We start from the raw sequence: 17,201 nt of genomic DNA on the forward strand, positions 1-17,201 counted from the left end.
TACTCGATCCGACACTATCTGCCACCCTCCCCGACCTTTATCCCGGAATGTGACCCACATCCAGTATGGAACGGTACGATGCTCTCTATCGGCTCTACGACGAATTCGACGCGAAGACCCTTCGAGCGTATCAGGATTTCGTGGACGTATTCCCGCCGGTCGACTCCCGCGTTGCGCTGGAGCACTGGCAGTCGGCGAGCGACGAACTGGAACGGCGAAAGGACGAGATTCGAGACGGGTTCGACGCGGGCGAAACCTACGCGGACGTAGCGGCCCACGCGACCCGCGACCAGGCGTTCACCGCGCTCGACCTCTACTCCAAGTACGGCCGGTCGGTGAACGCGCTCGTGTTGGACGTGGACGAGACGCTCCGGTCGGCGGGCGGGACGGACAACGAGATTCCGCGCGAGACGCTGAACCTGCTCACCGAATTCCACGAGAAGGGCGTGCCCATCGTCGTCTGTACGGGCCAGACGCTGGAGAACGTGAAGGGGTTCGCCATACAGGGACTCGGCAACGAAATCGTCCACTCCGGCACGGTAAGTATCGTCTACGAGGCAGGAACTGGCGTGTTCACGCCCGGCCACGGCGCGGAGACGAAGCGACTGCTGTTCGAGGAGTTGGACGACGAGATTCGAACCGTCTTCGACACGGTGCGCTCGGAGGTGCTCTCCTCGGCACCCGACGAACTCCGGCGGTGCACCCACCTGCAGGGCAACGAGTTCAACATCACGATGAAGCCGAACTTCGAGACGGGGAGTTCGCGGGCGGTCGAAGTCATCGACCGCGCGCTCGTCTATCAAATCGACTTGCTCGGCGAGACGGTGGTCGGGGATGGCGAAGACGGAAGCGAATGGGCGCGGGCGTATTACGCCGACAGCGACCCCGAAATCCGCGGCGTCCTCGAAGCGGCGGACGGGATGCCCAAGACGGACGTTTCGGAGATTCCGGCGGACGTGCGGGACACCTTCGACAGGATCGACGTGGCGTACTACGAGGGTGACGCCGCCGAAATCGGCAGTCGGGAGTTGAACAAGGTGGTCGGCGTGGAGGCCGCGCTGGACGTCCTCGGCGTGGACGAACCGTTCACCCTCGTGATGGGCGACAGCAAGAGCGACCTCCGCGTGATGCAGTGGGTCGACGAGAACGACTGCGGCATCGGTGCCGCGCCGGAACACGCCTCGCGCGACGTGTTGAACCACGTCATTCAGACGGACGAACTCGTCTTCGACCGCGGGAAGGCGGGCGACGTGCTCCGGACGGTGTACGCGTTGAACCGTCTGGCGAGACTGGGATAGCCGACGTTTGCAGGTGCAAGCACAGCGCGTTTTCGTCCGGCGTTCGAAGTACCGAACATGGAAGAATGCCCAGTGTGCGGTACGGAACTGTACGTTGATCGGGAGACGGAGTTCGTGGCGCGCCATCTCGGCCGACAGTATCGGTTCTGCTCGGACGACCATCGAACGCAGTTCGAGGAAGCGCCGGGCGAGTACGTCTGATATCGCTACTATTTCGTCACGAAAATGCGAGGGAAGTAGAGCGTAGCGACTGTCGGGTGTGAAAAGTGTGAAAAGTGTGAAAATCGAGGGAAAGGTCCGTTCGTTCGGAAGGAACCGAGGTAGAGGTCGTGGGAACCGTCGTCAGGCGTGAACCTGTACGCGGACGGTTTCGCCCGGTTCGACGGGACTGCGGACCGAGAGCGGTTCGTGGTCGGACTCTCGGAAGAGGCAGGTGTCCGAGCGGAGGCCGAGTCCGTCCATGATTCCGGCGCGGACCTGCGGGCCGTAACGCTCGCCGAGTTTGTCGACGACGTCCGCGACGGTTGCCTCGTCGGGGACTGCCACGCGTGCGTCACGAGTCCCGGTGCGCGCCACCATCGGTCCGGTAAGCTTAACTGTGACGTTCATACTCACACATTGTCCCCCCTGCAACAAAAAGTTTACTCAGTCTCGAAAAACAGCTCTCGGGTGAATTTTACTCGTTCCCGGAAAAGAACCCTGCCGAGACGAAATCGCTTATCAGGTCGGAGGACAAGCGTCCGAGTATGTCGCACGCACCAGAACCGGGGACGGACGACCCGCTTTCGCTGCACGGCGTCGTTCCGCCCACGATTACGGCGTTTCACGAGGACGAGTCGGTGAACTACGAAGCCACGGCGGCCCACGCTCAATACGTCGTCGAGGGCGGCGCACACGGCGTCTTCCCGCTCGGGACGAACGGCGAGTTCCCGCTCCTGACCGGCGAGGAAAAGCGCGGCGTCGTCGAAGCGGTCGTCGATGCGGTGGACGACGTTCCCGTCATCGCGGGCGTCGGTGCGCCGAGCACGTACGAAACCATCCAAAACGCGGAACACGCCGAGTCGGTCGGCGCGGACGGACTCGTCGTCATCACGCCGTTCTACTACCCGCTCGACCACGACGGGGCGCTCGAACACTACCGCCGCGTCTGCGAAGCGGTCGATCTGCCGGTGTACATCTACCACATTCCGAGCAAGACCGGCAACTCGCTGTCGCTCGACACGCTCTCGGACCTCGCCGAGATTCCGAACCTCGCCGGACTCAAGGATTCGAGCAAGGACGTTCCGTGGCTCGGACAGGCCATCGACGACAACCCGGACCTCACGTTCCTCTCGGGGTCGGACTCCCTGATCCTGCCGGGACTCCAACTCGGTTGTACCGGAACCGTAAGCGCGGTGGCGAACGCCTTCCCCGAACTGATCGTTTCCCTCTACGACGCCTACGACGAGGGCGACGAGGAACGCGCCCGCGAACTCCAAAGCGATGTGTACGCGATTCGGAGCGCGCTGAAGGGCGGGTCGTACATGGCTGGCGTGAAGACGACGCTCGACCTGCTCGACGTGGACTTCTCGCCCGGTCCGCTCCGGAGTCCGCTCCGGAAGATGAACGACGCCGACCGCGCGACGCTCGAATCGGACCTTCGCGCGCTCGGCGTGCTCTGATTTCCCCCTTTTAAACACTGATTTCCACGAGTAGGCCGCCCTTACCGGGAGAGCGTATAACAGGGGGGCCGTCGTGCGTGGGATTATGCCTCAGTCGCGCGTTCTCGCCGTCGGGTTGGTTCTCCTCTGCATCGTCAGTGTCAGCTACGGCGGATTGCCTGCCGCATCTACTGCGTCCGCCGCATCCACACCACAAACGGCCACGACCGTCGATTCCTGTACGAAGATCACGAAACCGGGAACCTACGTGCTGACTCGCGACGTCCATAACGGGAAGACCGCCATCTCGACCGGTTGTATCGAAATCCGCGCGAACGACGTGGTTCTCGACGGCGGGGGACACACCCTCGACGGATACGGCGTCAGCGACACCAGCGGCGTCCACGTCGATGGGGCGTCGAACGTGACGGTTCGAAACCTCCGAACGCAGGATTGGAATCGCGGGGTGTACGTGGAGGACGCCTCGGACGTGACGGTGCACGACCTCGTCGCCGTGAACAACGCCATCGGAATCGGCGTGACGGGGTCGGACACTCGATTGGTGAACAACACCGTGAGGGGCGACCTCCGCGGCGTCACGCTCGACGATTCGTGGGACGATACGCTGCTCGACAACCGGATCCATCACAATCGCGCCATCGACATCTACGCGCCGGTGGTGCTGGTGCACGGATTCGGGCACCAACTGAACGTCGGCCCGCCGCTCGACCCCGACAAGGACGGACGATACGAGGATCTGACCGGAAACGGAAAGACCGGCGTCTCGGACGCGGTTGCGTTTCCGATCGTTGCCGCCGCGGAGACGAGTGGTCTCGCACATGTGCCAGCACGACAGCAGTCGGCCCTGGACTTCGATGGCGACGGTAACTTCGACCAGACGGACGTGCTGGCCTACGCCGGACTCACGCCCTCCGGATGACTTCCTTCGCCCAATCCGGCCACTCCTTGCGTTCGGTTCCGTGAAACGTGCCGTCGCCGGACATCGATTTGAGTGCGCTCGCGTCCTCCGTGCTCCAGACCGCTCCGTCCTCGTGGAAGACGCCGTTGAGGATGCCACGTTTGCGCTGGCTCAGCATGTAGGCGGGTTTGAGCATGAGCGACCAGAAGAAGTTTCCGACGCCCGACTTACGGATGACGGGGGCGAGCGAGGCGTAATCCGGGCCGCGCTGGGCCACGGAGACCTCCTTTTGACCCCAGCCGAAATTCGCGATGCGTTGCCACTCGGTCAGCCAGACGGGCATGTTGATGCTGTTGCGGAGTTCGTTCGCCTGTTGGAGGACGCCACGGTAGATGTCCGTCGTGTTCGGGTAGTTGTAGTGAAACTGGATCACGTCGATCCCCCAGTCGTAGTAATCGGTGGCGTTCGCAAAGCTCGTCGCGCCGATCGTCAGCGGGACGTCGCCGCGTCGCTCGCGGACGTAGTCGAACATGGCGCGTGCGAACCGCTTCTTCCACGGTCGCCAACCGGGTTCGTTCATCACCTCGATGGCGAGCAGTCGCTCGTCGTCGCGGTAGCGGTTCGTCACCCACTCGGCGAAGCGCTTCGGTTCGTCCCACAGGTCGGGATTCCGCATGACGTGCTTTCCGGGCGACCAAACCGAGGTGCCCGTCCACGGGTCGGTGTCGTAGAGGTTCTTCGGGACCGGCGGACGCCCGACACCCTCGAAGACACCGAGGAGGACCTGGATGCCGTGCTTGTCCGCGGTCGCCAGGAAGTGGTCGAGCGCCCGGCCGAACGATGCGGGGTCGCGTTTCCACGCCTCGTAACTCAACCACGTTCGAATCGCGTTCAGGTTCAGACGGTCGGCAAACCCCATGTCTCGCTCCGTGACCCCACGGTCGTACGTGTTCCACATCTGGAAAGAGTTCATCGCGCGTGAGGGGAGATACATCGCACCACGAACGTCCACAGGAGGGGTCCCGATGTCTGCGACGCATCCGGAAAGCGAGACAGCAGACGCGACACCGGCGAGAAACCCCCGTCTCGTACACCGACGTGTCATGAAATCGCCGACAACGGCCGCACACCTGAAAGTAGTAACCTTTCATCTGACATTTTTCCTCGTTGGCCGTTTGATGGGACGGAAGCCACTTCCGGGAATCGAGCGTCGGAACGCCGCGCGAGCCACGTCGCCGAAAACGTCGTGTCGATATCGGGGATTGGAGTACGTCCCCGTGATAGGGTCACCTCACTGAGTGTTTCCCCCGCTACTCCCGGATTAACCCCTGTATAACCGCATGCAGACGGTGGGGGTTTGGGAACGAGAGCGGACCGACATTGGTGTCTCAACGGACAGGAACGGTGGGACTATCAGGGGGCGTAACCGGTTAACTGGTCAATAGTAAGGGTGAGGAGGGTCGAAGGGATACACGAGATGCCTAATCAGCAGACCGAGCCACGGGTCGTCGGCTACTATCGACGCGGGAGATACGAACTTCGCGCAGAGGATTCGATCCACGCGTGGATCAGTGCGGAGACCCCCGTGGATGTGCTCCAGTAATTACGGACGATACCACGTAAACTTTTACTACCGAAGAAGTACCCGCGGGTATGGGACGCGACTATGCGACACTGCACGACCCCAACGCAGAGTACACGATGCGCAATCTCTCCAGCGAGACGATGGGAACGAAGGCCTCGCGGGGCGATAAGCGCGACATCGAGATAACGGACGTCCAGACGACGATGATCGACGGGAACTTCCCGTGGACGCTCGTCCGCCTGTACACCGACGCGGGAATCGTCGGCACGGGTGAAGCCTACTGGGGTGCCGGTGTTCCCGAACTCATCGAGCGCATGAAGCCGTTCGTCATCGGCGAGAACCCGCTCGACATCGACCGATTGTTCGAACACCTCGTCCAGAAGATGTCCGGCGAGGGTTCCATCGAAGGCGTAACCATTACCGCCATCTCCGGCATCGAGATCGCGCTACACGACCTCGCGGGCAAGATTCTCGACATTCCTGCCTACCAACTGCTCGGCGGCAAGTACCGCGACAAGGTTCGCGTCTACTGTGACTGCCACACCGCGGACGAGGCCGACCCCGAGGCGTGCGCCGACGAAGCCGAACGCGTCGTCGAGGAACTGGGCTACGACGCGCTCAAGTTCGACCTCGACGTGCCGTCCGGGTTCGAAAAGGACCGCGCGAACCGCCACCTGCGACCCGGCGAGATCCGTCACAAAGCCGAGATCGTGGAGACGGTCACCGAGCGCGTGAAGGACCGCGCCGACGTCGCGTTCGACTGTCACTGGACGTTCTCGGCCGGGAGCGCGAAACGACTCGCCAAAGCCATCGAGGACTACGACGTCTGGTGGCTCGAAGACCCCGTCCCACCGGAGAACCTCAAGGTACAGGAAGAGGTCACGAAGTCCACCTCGACGCCCATCACGGTCGGTGAGAACCGCTACCGCGTCACCGAGGAGCGCCGCCTCATCGAGAACCTCGCTGTGGACATCATCGCGCCCGACCTGCCCAAGGTCGGTGGCATGCGCGAAACCCGCAAAATCGCGGACGTCGCCAACCAGTACTACGTCCCCGTCGCCATGCACAACGTCTCCTCGCCCATCGCGACGATGGCGAGCGCGCACGTCGGCACGGCCATCCCGAACTCGCTGGCGGTCGAATACCACTCCTACCAGCTCGGCTGGTGGGAGGACCTCGTGGAGGAGGACGTCATCGAGGACGGCTACATCACGATCCCCGAGAAACCCGGTCTCGGCCTGACGCTCGACATCGACGCCGTCGAGGAGCACATGGTCGAGGGCGAGGAATTGTTCGACGAAGCGTGAGCTTCGTCGAGCCAGCGAATCTCTGATTTGCGTGTTCGACGAAGCGTAAATCTCGTCGAGCCAACAAATCTCTGATTTGCATTGTTCGACGGAACCGAAAGGAAGTATTGGAAAAAGTCGATAATTCTAACTCCCCAATACGTTTGCGTTGGGTCACATTCGACGGCTTGCACGTCGACGGCTGAAAGCTATTTTTCCGTCATGAGATACTTCTCGAAAGGAGAATATCACACGCCGAAGCCGATTCAACTCGAAGAGGGGAGGTATCGAACAAACTTAGAGACATATCCTATAATTGCCAACATTCGAAACCATTTTCACATGAAATTAGTCGAAAACTATATCCAAACGCCATACTTTCGAATATTCCATGCGCGCAACGAATCGGCGTGATTTCCTCAAGGCGACGACCGTCCTCGGCGCGACCCTCGCGGTCGGCGCGGAGTTCGCGGTACAGGCGAAAGGCACCGGTGGCTCGGCCGGTTCGTGGACGACGTTTCGGGGGAACGCGGGGCGAACCGGGGCGACGACCGATAGCGGACCGAACTCGAACGTGGACACGGAGTGGACATTCGATTTGGACGGCGGGATGCACACCGTCGAACCGCTCGTCGCGGACGGGACGATATATCTGGCCGTGACGACGACGAACTCCCCGTCGGGCAGCGAGGGATACGTCGCCGCCTACGACCAACGGGAGGGAGCGACGGTGTGGAAGAAGGACGACATCTCGCGCCCGGGGACGCCGACGCTCGCCGACGGGACCATCTACTTCGAAACGTACGGTTCCGAGGACGCGGAAGCGACCGGGTTCTTCGCCCTCGACAGCAACAACGGCGAGACGAAGTGGCACAAGGAGGACTCCCTCGGGTTCTCGAATCCGATGGTGGTGGACGGGACACTGTTCGCCGAGGTGGCGAACGGCATGGCCCAACTCGACCCCGGAACTGGTGACCAGATCTGGAAGACCGACGGTGCGAACGGGAGCGCATGCTACGCCGATGGAACGCTGTTCTCCGAGATGGGAGTCGCGCTCGACACGAGCGACGGGTCCGTTCTGTGGGACGCGTCGGGCGACGACGACGAACTGCAAGCGGTGGCCGATGGGGTGGTGTACGGCGTCGTCAACGATGGCAAGACGAATCACGCCGTCACGGCGCGGTCGGTGGACGACGGGACGGTTCAGTGGACGACGTCGATCGACTATTCGGACTACTGGTTTCAGGACCGGCTCACGGTCGCGGACGGACGTGTCTACTTCCACGCTGGGGATACGCTGCTGGCGCTCGACGCGAAGAGCGGTGAGACGGTGTGGACACACGAGGCAAACGCCACGCTCTCCGGGGCGGTGACGGTCGCCGACGGGACCCTCTACGCCGGTGGACGGGTCGGCGGCGACGGGGGGAACGCGGTGCTCCTCGCCATCGATGCGGCGTCGGGCGAACAGGATTGGCAGTACGAATTCGGAGGGTGGGATTCCGCGGACACCGGCCCTGCGGCCAACTCGCCTGTCGTCGCCGACGGGAAGGTGTACACCGCGACGTACCCGATGAAATCGACCATCGACTACGAGTACACGAAGTACGGCGACTTCTACGTCCTCGGAAGCGACGGCGAACCGACGACCACGACGACGGAGGAAACGACCACGGATACCACGACCACCGACGAAACAACCACGGATACCACGACCACCAACGGGACCACGACCGAAACCACCACGGATACGGCGACGACGACTGGGGGTTCGACGACCGAAACGACGACATCCACGACGGAAGCGGGGACGACCACGACCGGAACAACGACCACGACCGGAACGGGGACGACCACGACCGGAACAACGACCACGACCGGAACGGGGACGACGACCGGGACGACCACAGAGGGAAGCCCCGGAACGGGGATGACAAACACGACTGACGCCGCTGGCAGCGGGACGAATACCAGCACGGCGACGAGTACGACCAGTTCGAAGGGACAACCCGGATTCGGCATCCTCACCGGGGTCGGCGGCATCGCCGGTCTGGGTGCGGCGCTCCGTGCCAAGTTCGGCGACGAGGAGTGATTTTTCCCGACCGATTTTTGTCGGCGAGTACGAACCGACGGGCATGCCCGACGAAATCGCGCGCGACGCACCGCGTGAACGACAAACGCTCCACCTTCCGGAGTCGAAACTGGAGTCGCTTCGGGAGTGGGCGCTCGACGGGACGGGGCTGACCGCCGCCGCGCGGGTTCGGGACGCCGACGGACGAATCGCCCTCGTGAAGAACGGGTGGTCGGACGGGTGGATCCTTCCCGGCGGCGGTGTCGAAAGTGGGGAAACGACGGCCGAGGCGGCGAGACGGGAAGTGCGTGAGGAGACGGGATTGAACGCGGCCATCGACGCACCGCTGGTCGTTTTCGAACAATCGTACGTCGCGGCGGAAGACGACGAGGAGTGGTTCACGGCGAAGTACGTCGTGTATGCGGCACGTGCGGACGGTGAGATTCCGGATGCATCCCGATTGGGCGTGGCGGGTGAGGGAATTTCCGCGGCGCGATGGTTCGATAAGGTTCCCGAGAACCTGCACGACGGGGAGTTGCTTCGGGGGTATCTGTGAATCCGAGTCGGGGGAGAGACGGATTTCTATCATTCCTGTACTATACAAATAATTTATATTCTGACGAGGAGTAATCTCTCCTGTTTCTCATGACGCCCTCCCTTCGGCAGTTGGACGACGCGTGGAAGTACGCTATCCTCGGAGGGGTGGCCTCCCTCCCGTTTACCGCGGCTAGCTACTGGCAGACCGGGTCGAAGGTGTCACTCGTATCAGTGTTCGGCGGCGGCATTCTCGCCGGTTACTTCCTAACCCGGAATACGGGAACGCGCGATCACGTCGGAGCGCGCGCCGGACTGATCGGCGGACTTCCGATACTGGTGATGCTGTTCGATATGTTACGGTTCACGTTCGAATCGTCCAACCCGCTGTGGTTCTCGGTCACCGCCGTACTCATGACACTTGCGTTCGCCGTGCTCTCCTTCGGTCTGGCCGCACTGACCGGCGAGTTGGGCGCGATAGTCGGGAGCAAGTTGGCGAAACGGAAGGGTCCACGTCATCGGCCCGCGTAGGGAGTCGACCCGAGGAAGAAGGACAATTTTACACCCGCAACTGCTCGATGGCGGTCGTTTTGAACGCGACGGCGACCGCACCGGCCGAAAACAGCCACACCAGCACGATTTCCGTCGCCGTGGCGTTTCCGTCCGTCAGTCCCGTTCCGAGCAGGAAGTGAACCCCGATGGAGAGCAGGAAGACGAGAAAAGCGAAGTGCCAGACACCATCGACGTACAGGTCGGGATTGTACGAGAGCGCGGCGTAGGAGACGACGAGCGCGATGCCCAGCACGCCGACCACCCAAAACTGCTGGGTTCCGAAGCCGAGTGCGGTCGCCAACGGACCGGCGAGCGTCACCAACGCCAAACTCAGCGCGAACGTGGTGCTGAGGATTCGGGAGCCATCGACCATGCCGCGTGTTGCCGGAGGCGTGTGATAAGTATCGCTACATCGACGGAATCTCAACAGATGGGTTTCGGGTCGAGACCCATTCCGGTGAGGGTGTCAGCGTAGTCGTCGTAGGCTATCTGAACGGTTTCGGTCGCGACGTCGAACGCCCGATTCCAGTCGTCGTCGTCCGCACAGCATTCGGCGAGCACGGCCGTGCCGTCCTCGACGTTTTCCCGGGTATCGGCGCGCAGGTCGCGGAAGATATCCGCTCGGCGCTCGTCGGCTTTATTGACGAAGAAGTTCACGACCTGCAGCAGGGTTCGATTTCCGACGAGCGACCGGCCGACCAGTCCGCCCGCCCGCGAGATGTCGTCGTCCAATCCACGGAGATATGCCTGCATCGAGTCGATAGAATCCAGCGGTTCGAATTCGTCCAACTCGGCGACGACGCGCTCGTAGTGGTCCCGTTCCTGGTCCGCCAACCGCTCGAACGTCTCCCGTGCGTCGTCGCTCCCGTCGCCCCATTCGGCGAACGTCTCGGCGGCGCTGCGCTCGCTGTTCGCGGACGCCGTGAGCACCACCTCGGGTTCGAGGTCGGCACCCGTCAGCGCGACCAGCAGTTGTTGTGACCCGAGGCGGTCGAGTTCGGTCGATTTCTCCGCACCCACCCTGTCGGCGAAGTCGTCCGGGTTCATAGCCATCACACGACGACGCCGAGTATAACGTTTGGGCGGCGTGGGATTCACGCGATTCCTTTTGGAGTTGCACGGCGTACGTCCTTCATGGCCGACGCCCTCTCACCGACCGAACTGTACGACCGACTTCAGCGGGGTGAGTCGCTCTCGATACTCGACGTTCGCAACCGCGACGAGTTCGAGGCGTGGCACATCGACGCACCGCGAACGATACAGCGGCCGTACGCCGAATTCATGGGTGCGAAGGTGCGCGGCGAAATTCCGGAACTCGTCGAATCGCTCGACCTCGATTCGGCCGACGAAGACGGACCGATCGTCGCCGTCTGTCCGCAAGGCGACGCGAGCGAGGGCGTCGCCGAACTGCTCCGCGAGGAGGGACTGGACGTGTTGAACCTCGAAGAAGGGATGGAGGGCTGGGCGAAAGTCCTCGTCGCCCGCGAAATCGACGCCGACAGCGGAACCGTCGTCCAGTACGAACGCCCGTCCAGCGGTTGTCTGTCCTATCTCGTGATTTCGGACGACGAAGCCGCCGTCATCGACCCGTTGCGCGAATTCGCCGACCGATACGTCGCGGACGCGGCCGAGCGGGGTGCGGATCTCCGCTACGCCATCGACACGCACGTCCACGCCGACCACATCAGCGGAATTCGAGCGGTTGCGGAGCGGAGCGAAGCGACGCCGGTGCTCCCGACGGGAGCGGAGGAACGTGGGCTGGCGTTCGACGCCACGAACGTCACGCTCGTCGTTGACGGCGAGTCCGTCGAACTCGGGGACGGAACGCTGACCGCGCTCCACGCGCCGGGGCACACCAGCGAGATGACCCTGTTCAGGTTCGACGGCGTTCTGTTCAGCGCCGACACGCTGTTTCTGGACGGCATCGGTCGCCCCGACTTGGAGGCGGGGAGCGACGGCGCGCGCTCGCTCGCCGACTCGCTCTACACGACGCTCCACGACCGCATCCGTGCGCTGCCGGGAGAGACGCTCGTCGCACCCGGGCACGTTCGCTCGGGGACGCCCCGAGCGAGCGACGGGACGTTCACCGCACCCCTGTCAGCGGTCCGCGATTCGGTTTCGCTCCTCTCTCTCGACAGGGACGAGTTCGTCGCACGCGTCGCGGACGATCTGCCGCCGCGACCGGCCAACTACGAGGAGATCGTGTCGGTGAATCTCGGGCGAGAAACGGTCGATTCGGAGACCGCGTTCGAACTCGAACTCGGCCCGAACAACTGTGCGGTGTAGGGAAGTTCGTATGAACGTACGGCAACGGGTTCGATGACAGCCCAGAAAGCCCCCGTCAGCTACGAAACGAGACGTGTTTGATGAGTGTGTGAGTGCAGTATGGGCTACACGATACGAACCATCCGCACGGCGCGCGACGCCCTCGTGAACGAAGTTCTCGTGAGCCTGCGAACGAATGGCTCGTCGGAGCTTGTCTCCGACGGTGGACGACTGAACGTAGTGAAGGAGTCGGTTGGGGAGGCCCGTGGCGCGGTGCGGAGGCGGTTGCGGGGTCTGGGTGTTCCCGTGAGTGAAGCGAACGGGAGCTCGTCGGAGCTTGTCTCCGACGGCGGGTTGAAAGGGGCCGCCCGCTCGCGCACCGCGTGGTCGTCTCGCCGACCTCTCTCGGAGGAGTTCTCGTGAGCGACGGAGGAGCGAACGAGAGCAGGCAAGAGCTTTGCTCTTGCCAAGGCACGCGATTTGTGCCGACGGAGAGATGTCGGACGAGCGTCACGCGAACGTAGTGAGGGTGACCACGGAAGTCGCAGCTCGCGAACGAATGTGAGCCGGAACGTCTTCCGGAGGACCGCGAGCGGGCGGGGGCTTTCGAGGTAGTCTTCCCAGTAGTTGCAATCGCACAAGAACCAAAATCAAATCAATGTCGTAGCGAGCGAGTAGGGACTTTCGAGGTAGTCTGCTTCTCAGTAACCGCAATCACATACCGACCAAACACGGCTGTTCGGCGTCTACCTCTCACCCGAACCTGCGCTCGTGTTCATCTCGATTCGAAAAGTGCTACACGACAAAACACCGAACAGTGACGAGAACCCCTCTCAGATGGTCGCCGCACTGCGGTCCGCGGCGACGAGGTTGACGGCGGCACCGGCCAGTATGATGATACCCGCGAAGTAGAGCCACGTGAGGAAGACGATAATCGTCCCGAGGATTCCGCTGAGTCCGTACTTACTCGCCCCACTGAGGAAGAATTGGAATCCGGCTTGAAGCACCAACCAGCCGAGTGCGGCGAAAATCGTCCCCGGTAGCGCCTCCCGAAACGACATGTCCACCGGCGGGAGGACGTAGTACAGCGGGAAGAAGACGAACACGAGACCCAACAGTAGGACGGCACTGGCGATGGTCCCGATGTGCGGAACGTTCACGAACAGCGACGACCCGAGAACGGCGCCGATGCCGACCATCAACGCGATGCCGAGAACCACCGCGACGAGTGTCACGAGACCTTTCTTTACCTGTTCGACGATACCCGTGTCCGGGAATCGCTGATACACTTCCTCGAAGGAGATAACCAGCCCTCGAAACAGCTTGAGGCTACTCCAAACCAGAAGGATGACACTGATGATGGACGCTCCGGCGCTTCCGGAGGAATTCGTCAGCGTCCGGTCGACGATGGTTGTCCCCTCCTTGGAGAGGAACTGTTTGGAAGCGTCGATGAGCATGGTCGAGAACTCCTTTCCGCCGAGGAGTGTCCCGATGGTCAACGCGAGGATGAGTAGCGGAAAGAGCGAGACGAACGCGTAGTAGGCAAAGCTGGCCGCGAGGAACGTGATATTTCGTTCTTGGACGACATCGATGACCGATCGTGCCGACTCGGTGACGCTCATACAGGGAAATGGATTTCTTACGTAATGTTTGATTCGGCTGTAGAAATGACGAATCGGGAGACGAGACCGTCCCGGCAGAACCGACCGCACCCGAAATCCGTTTGTCATCGCGTTTCGTTTCATGCGTATGGAAATCGATCCGGACGCAGGCGGTTCGCTGTACCGAACGCTGGCGGGGGCGGTGATTCCGCGCCCCATCGCGTGGGTGAGTTCGCGGAGCGCGGACGGCGTGGTGAACCTTGCACCGTACAGTTTCTTCAACGTCGCGAGCGTCGCCCCGCCGATGTTGATGTTCTCGGCCGCGGACGGACAGGACGGTTTGAAGGACACGCCGACAAACATCCAGGAGACCGAGGAGTTCGTCGTCAACATCGTCACCGAATCAGTCGCCGAGGCGATGAACGAGACGAGCGCGACGCTCCCCCACGGGGAGAACGAGTTCGACCACGCCGGACTCACCCGCGCGGAATCGGAGACCGTGAACGCGCCGCGCGTCGCCGAATCGCCGGTCTCGTTCGAGTGTTCGCTGCACGAGATGGTGGACCTCGGCGCGTCCACGATGGTGCTCGGAAAGGTCGAGTGGGTGCACGTGGACGACGACGTGACGACCGACGGGAAACTCGACGTGAACAAGATCGACGCCGTCGGTCGCCTTTCGGGAAGCCTCTACACCCACACGGGTGACCGATTTTCGATGGAACGGCCGCCATGAGCGAGGGGGACGCGGTCGAGCGAACCGACGAACCGGTGACGTGTGAGAGATTGGAAGCCGACCTGCGGGAACTCGGCTTGTCGGCGGGGGACACGGTGCTCGTCCACGCGTCGCTCTCGGCGCTCGGGTGGGTTCCCGGCGGTGCACCGGCCGTCGTGGACGCGCTGATGGGCGTCGTCACGGCGACTGGGACGCTCGCCATGCCCGCTCACTCCTCACAGCTGTCGGACCCGATCCACTGGGAGAACCCGCCCGTTCCCGACGACTGGGTGGAGACGGTCAAGGAAACGTCGCCGCCGTTCCGGCCGGAACTCACGCCGACGCGCGGCATCGGTGCCATCGCGGACTGCTTCCGGGATTATCCCGGCGTCCGCCGAAGCGCCCATCCCGTCTCGTCGTTCGCGGCGTGGGGCGCGGACGCCGATTTCGTGGTCGAGAATCACGCCTACGACTCGTCGCTCGGCGAGGAGTCACCGCTGGCGCGGCTCTTCGACCTCGACGCGCGGGTCCTCCGGCTAGGCGTGGATGCGAACACGTCGCTCCATCTGGCGGAGTATCGGGCAGAGTACGACGGCAAGTCGTACGAGCAAAACGGCGGACCGGTGCTGGAAAACGGCGAGCGTCGATGGGTGACGTACGAGGAACCCGAAAGCGAGGACGACTTCCGGGAAATCGAAGCGGCGTTCGAAGAGGACCATTCGGTGCGGCGCGGACGCGTCGGCGAAGCCGACGCGACGCTCCTCTCACAGCGGGAACTGGTCGAGTTCGGGACGAAATGGATATCGGAGAACAGATAGCTCAGTCGTCGGCCGCGGCGGCTTCGTCCATCGCGTCGGCGTCGGCTTCGATGCTCGGGGGATATTTTCCACGGTCGAGTTTCAGGTCGCTTCGTGGTCGGGCCATGCAGGTGAGCGCGTAGCGTTCGGCCTCTTCTTCGGTCAGGCCGCGAGCGGCGGGTTGGGTGACCTCCCCTTCGATGATTTCGGCCGAGCAGGCGAGACACATGCCGACGCGGCAGGAGTACTCCTGTGCGATGCCCTCCTCGATGCAGGCCTTGAGGATGGTCTGTTTGTCCGAAACTTCGATGGATTCACCGGTCCCGACGAACTCGACGGTGTACTCGGTCATACCTCGGCGTACGGAACAACTCGGCAAAACTCTTTATGGACGTCGCCGGACATTTTAGTCGTGGAAGATGCGACACAATAGGGGATAAAGAGTTTTCTCGTTGCCCTCTCGTAGCGACACACATGAGCGAACAATTTGATATGGTCGTTGTCGGTGCGGGAACGTCGGGGTGTTACGCCGCGGCGACCGTCGCGCGTGAGGGGTTCGATGTAGCCGTCATCGAGCGGAAGAACGAGGAAGAAGCGGGCCACATCGCGTGTGGTGACGCGTTGAAGGGGGCGGACGCCTTCCCGGAGGCGATTCCCAAGGAGCGAATCGAACCGGCGTTCACCAACACCGGCGTGGACCACGGTCGGTTCGAGATTCCGCAGGAGGACACGGTGCTCGAAATCCCCGTTCCCGGTGAACTCGCCGTCATCGACCGCTGGAAGTACGGACGGCTCATCATCGAGGGGGCGAAGGCGGCCGGTACCGAGTTCCACTACGACACGGTCGTGCAGGACGTGACGCAGGAGAACGACGGACGCGTCACGGGCGTTCGTGCCAAGAAGAACGGCGACGTCATCGAGTACGAATCCGACATCGTCATCGACGCCGCCGGATCGATGTCGCTGTTGCAGGACAAGACGGACTTTTCGGGGGCGACGTTCGACACGAACGTCTCCTACTCGCAGTTCTGTTCGGCCTACCGCGAAATCGTGCACGTCGAGGAGCCGGTCGAGTGGGACGACGCGCTCGTCTTCAAGCCGACCGACCGCGCCGCGGGGTACCTGTGGTACTTCCCGCGCACCAGCACGGAGATCAACGCCGGTCTCGGCTTCCAGATGAACGAGGAGCCGATGGAGCTCGTCGACGACCTGAAGCACGACCTCCGAAACCGACCGGAGTTCGAGGGTGCGACCGTCACGGACAAGCTCGGGGCGGCGCTGCCGACCCGACGACCGTACGATTCGGCGACCGCCCACGGTTATATGGCCGTCGGCGACGCCGCAGGGCACGTCAACCCGACCACGGGCGGCGGCATCGCGGGTGCGGCCTACGCGGGCAAGTACGCGGGTGAGCAGGCCATCGAGGCCATCGAAACCGGCGATACGAGCGAGCACGCCCTCTGGGAGTACAACCGGAAGGTCATGGACCATTTCGGCGCGCGCTACGCCGGTCTCGACATCTACAACATCTTCACGACCGCGGTGGACGTGGACGACCTGATGGGGATGCTCGGCGCGCTCCCCGCGGAGAAACTCTCGGAAGCGCTGTACTCGGGCAGTGCCAGTATCGGGACGAAGCTCAAACTCCAGACCGCGCTCGATGCGCGCAACCACTGGCGACTCGTCTACGACCTCTACAAGACGAAGCGGTTGGCCGACAAACTCCTCGACCACTACGAACACTACCCGACCGACCCGCGCGGCCTCGCGGCGTGGCAGGACGTTCGTGACGACCTGATGGACGACGTGTACGCGACGACCGGCGCGGTGCCGAAATACTGAATCCGGGTGGAAGCGGTCTTTTTCGTTCGACGAACGCCGACCGAAGTCGGTTCGATTACGGGAACATCGAGCGTCGGGAGGATGGGGAACGGGAATGATATG

General features: G+C 62.7%; 20 protein-coding genes. 14 read left to right on the forward strand and 6 right to left on the reverse strand.

Going from position 1 to position 17,201, the window contains the following annotated elements; genetic code table 11:
- The first annotated feature begins 65 nt into the window (after positions 1–65).
- Positions 66–1,298 carry an HAD hydrolase family protein gene (locus NKF25_RS10050; protein ID WP_253226540.1) on the forward strand — a complete coding sequence of 411 codons (1,233 nt, stop codon included), beginning with the start codon at positions 66–68 and terminating at the stop codon, positions 1,296–1,298.
- Between the two features lie 57 nt (positions 1,299–1,355).
- Positions 1,356–1,499 carry a hypothetical protein gene (locus tag NKF25_RS10055; protein WP_253226541.1) on the forward strand — a complete coding sequence of 48 codons (144 nt, stop codon included), beginning with the start codon at positions 1,356–1,358 and terminating at the stop codon, positions 1,497–1,499.
- A 141-nt stretch (positions 1,500–1,640) separates the two neighbouring features.
- Here NKF25_RS10055 and NKF25_RS10060 read toward each other — a convergent pair whose 3' ends face one another.
- Positions 1,641–1,907 carry a MoaD/ThiS family protein gene (locus NKF25_RS10060; RefSeq protein WP_066143953.1) on the reverse strand — a complete coding sequence of 89 codons (267 nt, stop codon included), beginning with the start codon at positions 1,905–1,907 and terminating at the stop codon, positions 1,641–1,643.
- 137 nt (positions 1,908–2,044) lie between these two features.
- Here NKF25_RS10060 and NKF25_RS10065 point away from each other — a divergent pair, with 137 nt between their 5' ends.
- Complete coding sequence (locus NKF25_RS10065; RefSeq protein WP_253226542.1) at positions 2,045–2,959, forward strand: dihydrodipicolinate synthase family protein; 915 nt, start codon at positions 2,045–2,047, stop codon at positions 2,957–2,959.
- A gap of 85 nt (positions 2,960–3,044) precedes the next feature.
- Positions 3,045–3,878, forward strand: coding sequence for a NosD domain-containing protein (locus NKF25_RS10070; RefSeq protein WP_253226543.1), 834 nt, complete (start codon positions 3,045–3,047; stop codon positions 3,876–3,878).
- On the opposite strand, the gene NKF25_RS10075 is transcribed toward NKF25_RS10070, so the two are convergent.
- Positions 3,862–4,962 (reverse strand): cellulase family glycosylhydrolase, encoded by a 1,101-nt coding sequence (locus NKF25_RS10075; RefSeq protein WP_253226544.1) that lies wholly within the window; start codon positions 4,960–4,962, stop codon positions 3,862–3,864. The genes NKF25_RS10070 and NKF25_RS10075 overlap by 17 nt on opposite strands.
- Before the next feature lie 372 nt (positions 4,963–5,334).
- Between NKF25_RS10075 and NKF25_RS24215 the strand changes: the two genes are divergently transcribed.
- The 5 genes from NKF25_RS24215 (at position 5,335) to NKF25_RS10095 (ending at position 9,861) form a co-directional block, all read left to right on the forward strand.
- Positions 5,335–5,460 (forward strand): hypothetical protein, encoded by a 126-nt coding sequence (locus tag NKF25_RS24215; protein ID WP_256486879.1) that lies wholly within the window; start codon positions 5,335–5,337, stop codon positions 5,458–5,460.
- Positions 5,461–5,510: 50 nt separating this feature from the next.
- Positions 5,511–6,749 (forward strand): mandelate racemase/muconate lactonizing enzyme family protein, encoded by a 1,239-nt coding sequence (locus NKF25_RS10080; protein ID WP_253226545.1) that lies wholly within the window; start codon positions 5,511–5,513, stop codon positions 6,747–6,749.
- Positions 6,750–7,119: 370 nt separating this feature from the next.
- The gene (locus NKF25_RS10085) at positions 7,120–8,817 is read left to right on the forward strand and encodes a PQQ-binding-like beta-propeller repeat protein (protein ID WP_253226546.1); all 1,698 of its coding nucleotides are present in this window, start codon (positions 7,120–7,122) and stop codon (positions 8,815–8,817) included.
- A 43-nt stretch (positions 8,818–8,860) separates the two neighbouring features.
- Positions 8,861–9,352 (forward strand): NUDIX hydrolase, encoded by a 492-nt coding sequence (locus tag NKF25_RS10090; RefSeq protein WP_253226547.1) that lies wholly within the window; start codon positions 8,861–8,863, stop codon positions 9,350–9,352.
- Positions 9,353–9,441: 89 nt separating this feature from the next.
- Positions 9,442–9,861, forward strand: a complete 420-nt coding sequence (locus tag NKF25_RS10095) for a DUF5518 domain-containing protein (RefSeq protein WP_253226548.1) — start codon at positions 9,442–9,444, stop codon at positions 9,859–9,861.
- Positions 9,862–9,889: 28 nt separating this feature from the next.
- Here the strand turns inward: NKF25_RS10095 and NKF25_RS10100 are convergent, their stop codons facing one another.
- Positions 9,890–10,255, reverse strand: coding sequence for a hypothetical protein (locus NKF25_RS10100; RefSeq protein ID WP_253226549.1), 366 nt, complete (start codon positions 10,253–10,255; stop codon positions 9,890–9,892).
- Between the two features lie 50 nt (positions 10,256–10,305).
- Positions 10,306–10,929 (reverse strand): rubrerythrin family protein, encoded by a 624-nt coding sequence (locus NKF25_RS10105; protein ID WP_253226550.1) that lies wholly within the window; start codon positions 10,927–10,929, stop codon positions 10,306–10,308.
- Positions 10,930–11,016: 87 nt separating this feature from the next.
- On the opposite strand from NKF25_RS10105, the gene NKF25_RS10110 reads away from it, so the two are divergent.
- Together NKF25_RS10110 and NKF25_RS10115 are read left to right on the forward strand one after the other, a co-directional pair.
- Complete coding sequence (locus NKF25_RS10110; protein ID WP_253226551.1) at positions 11,017–12,168, forward strand: MBL fold metallo-hydrolase; 1,152 nt, start codon at positions 11,017–11,019, stop codon at positions 12,166–12,168.
- A gap of 99 nt (positions 12,169–12,267) precedes the next feature.
- On the forward strand, positions 12,268–12,570 hold the full coding sequence (locus tag NKF25_RS10115) for a hypothetical protein (protein WP_253226552.1): 303 nt from the start codon (positions 12,268–12,270) through the stop codon (positions 12,568–12,570).
- Positions 12,571–12,980: 410 nt separating this feature from the next.
- Here the strand turns inward: NKF25_RS10115 and NKF25_RS10120 are convergent, their stop codons facing one another.
- Complete coding sequence (locus NKF25_RS10120) at positions 12,981–13,769, reverse strand: YihY/virulence factor BrkB family protein (RefSeq protein WP_253226553.1); 789 nt, start codon at positions 13,767–13,769, stop codon at positions 12,981–12,983.
- Between the two features lie 127 nt (positions 13,770–13,896).
- On the opposite strand from NKF25_RS10120, the gene NKF25_RS10125 reads away from it, so the two are divergent.
- Positions 13,897–14,481, forward strand: a complete 585-nt coding sequence (locus tag NKF25_RS10125; protein WP_253226554.1) for a flavin reductase family protein — start codon at positions 13,897–13,899, stop codon at positions 14,479–14,481.
- Positions 14,478–15,278, forward strand: a complete 801-nt coding sequence (locus tag NKF25_RS10130) for an AAC(3) family N-acetyltransferase (protein WP_253226555.1) — start codon at positions 14,478–14,480, stop codon at positions 15,276–15,278. Before NKF25_RS10125 ends, NKF25_RS10130 begins: the two co-directional genes overlap by 4 nt.
- A gap of 1 nt (position 15,279) precedes the next feature.
- Here NKF25_RS10130 and NKF25_RS10135 read toward each other — a convergent pair whose 3' ends face one another.
- Complete coding sequence (locus NKF25_RS10135) at positions 15,280–15,609, reverse strand: 2Fe-2S iron-sulfur cluster-binding protein (RefSeq protein WP_066143980.1); 330 nt, start codon at positions 15,607–15,609, stop codon at positions 15,280–15,282.
- A gap of 122 nt (positions 15,610–15,731) precedes the next feature.
- Between NKF25_RS10135 and NKF25_RS10140 the strand changes: the two genes are divergently transcribed.
- Positions 15,732–17,099: a geranylgeranyl reductase family protein gene (locus NKF25_RS10140; RefSeq protein ID WP_253226556.1), complete on the forward strand. Its 1,368-nt coding sequence runs from the start codon at positions 15,732–15,734 to the stop codon at positions 17,097–17,099.
- Positions 17,100–17,201 lie beyond the last annotated feature (102 nt).

This window comes from Haladaptatus sp. AB643, assembly GCF_024136975.1.
Lineage (GTDB): Archaea > Halobacteriota > Halobacteria > Halobacteriales > Haladaptataceae > Haladaptatus.

Bases quoted from the DNA above. Each gene is read 5' to 3' on its own strand.
- NKF25_RS10085 (WP_253226546.1), top strand. From the start codon at position 7,120: ATGCGCGCAACGAATCGGCGTGATTTCCTCAAGGCGACGACCGTCCTC.
- NKF25_RS10140 (WP_253226556.1), top strand. From the start codon at position 15,732: ATGAGCGAACAATTTGATATGGTCGTTGTCGGTGCGGGAACGTCGGGG.
- NKF25_RS10135 (WP_066143980.1), bottom strand. From the start codon at position 15,609: ATGACCGAGTACACCGTCGAGTTCGTCGGGACCGGTGAATCCATCGAA.
- NKF25_RS10125 (WP_253226554.1), top strand. From the start codon at position 13,897: ATGGAAATCGATCCGGACGCAGGCGGTTCGCTGTACCGAACGCTGGCG.
- NKF25_RS10090 (WP_253226547.1), top strand. From the start codon at position 8,861: ATGCCCGACGAAATCGCGCGCGACGCACCGCGTGAACGACAAACGCTC.
- NKF25_RS10100 (WP_253226549.1), bottom strand. From the start codon at position 10,255: ATGGTCGATGGCTCCCGAATCCTCAGCACCACGTTCGCGCTGAGTTTG.
- NKF25_RS10065 (WP_253226542.1), top strand. From the start codon at position 2,045: ATGTCGCACGCACCAGAACCGGGGACGGACGACCCGCTTTCGCTGCAC.
- NKF25_RS10130 (WP_253226555.1), top strand. From the start codon at position 14,478: ATGAGCGAGGGGGACGCGGTCGAGCGAACCGACGAACCGGTGACGTGT.
- NKF25_RS10110 (WP_253226551.1), top strand. From the start codon at position 11,017: ATGGCCGACGCCCTCTCACCGACCGAACTGTACGACCGACTTCAGCGG.
- NKF25_RS10075 (WP_253226544.1), bottom strand. From the start codon at position 4,962: ATGACACGTCGGTGTACGAGACGGGGGTTTCTCGCCGGTGTCGCGTCT.
- NKF25_RS10055 (WP_253226541.1), top strand. From the start codon at position 1,356: ATGGAAGAATGCCCAGTGTGCGGTACGGAACTGTACGTTGATCGGGAG.
- NKF25_RS10115 (WP_253226552.1), top strand. From the start codon at position 12,268: ATGGGCTACACGATACGAACCATCCGCACGGCGCGCGACGCCCTCGTG.
- NKF25_RS24215 (WP_256486879.1), top strand. From the start codon at position 5,335: ATGCCTAATCAGCAGACCGAGCCACGGGTCGTCGGCTACTATCGACGC.
- NKF25_RS10060 (WP_066143953.1), bottom strand. From the start codon at position 1,907: ATGAACGTCACAGTTAAGCTTACCGGACCGATGGTGGCGCGCACCGGG.
- NKF25_RS10105 (WP_253226550.1), bottom strand. From the start codon at position 10,929: ATGAACCCGGACGACTTCGCCGACAGGGTGGGTGCGGAGAAATCGACC.
- NKF25_RS10050 (WP_253226540.1), top strand. From the start codon at position 66: ATGGAACGGTACGATGCTCTCTATCGGCTCTACGACGAATTCGACGCG.
- NKF25_RS10080 (WP_253226545.1), top strand. From the start codon at position 5,511: ATGGGACGCGACTATGCGACACTGCACGACCCCAACGCAGAGTACACG.
- NKF25_RS10070 (WP_253226543.1), top strand. From the start codon at position 3,045: ATGCCTCAGTCGCGCGTTCTCGCCGTCGGGTTGGTTCTCCTCTGCATC.
- NKF25_RS10095 (WP_253226548.1), top strand. From the start codon at position 9,442: ATGACGCCCTCCCTTCGGCAGTTGGACGACGCGTGGAAGTACGCTATC.
- NKF25_RS10120 (WP_253226553.1), bottom strand. From the start codon at position 13,769: ATGAGCGTCACCGAGTCGGCACGATCGGTCATCGATGTCGTCCAAGAA.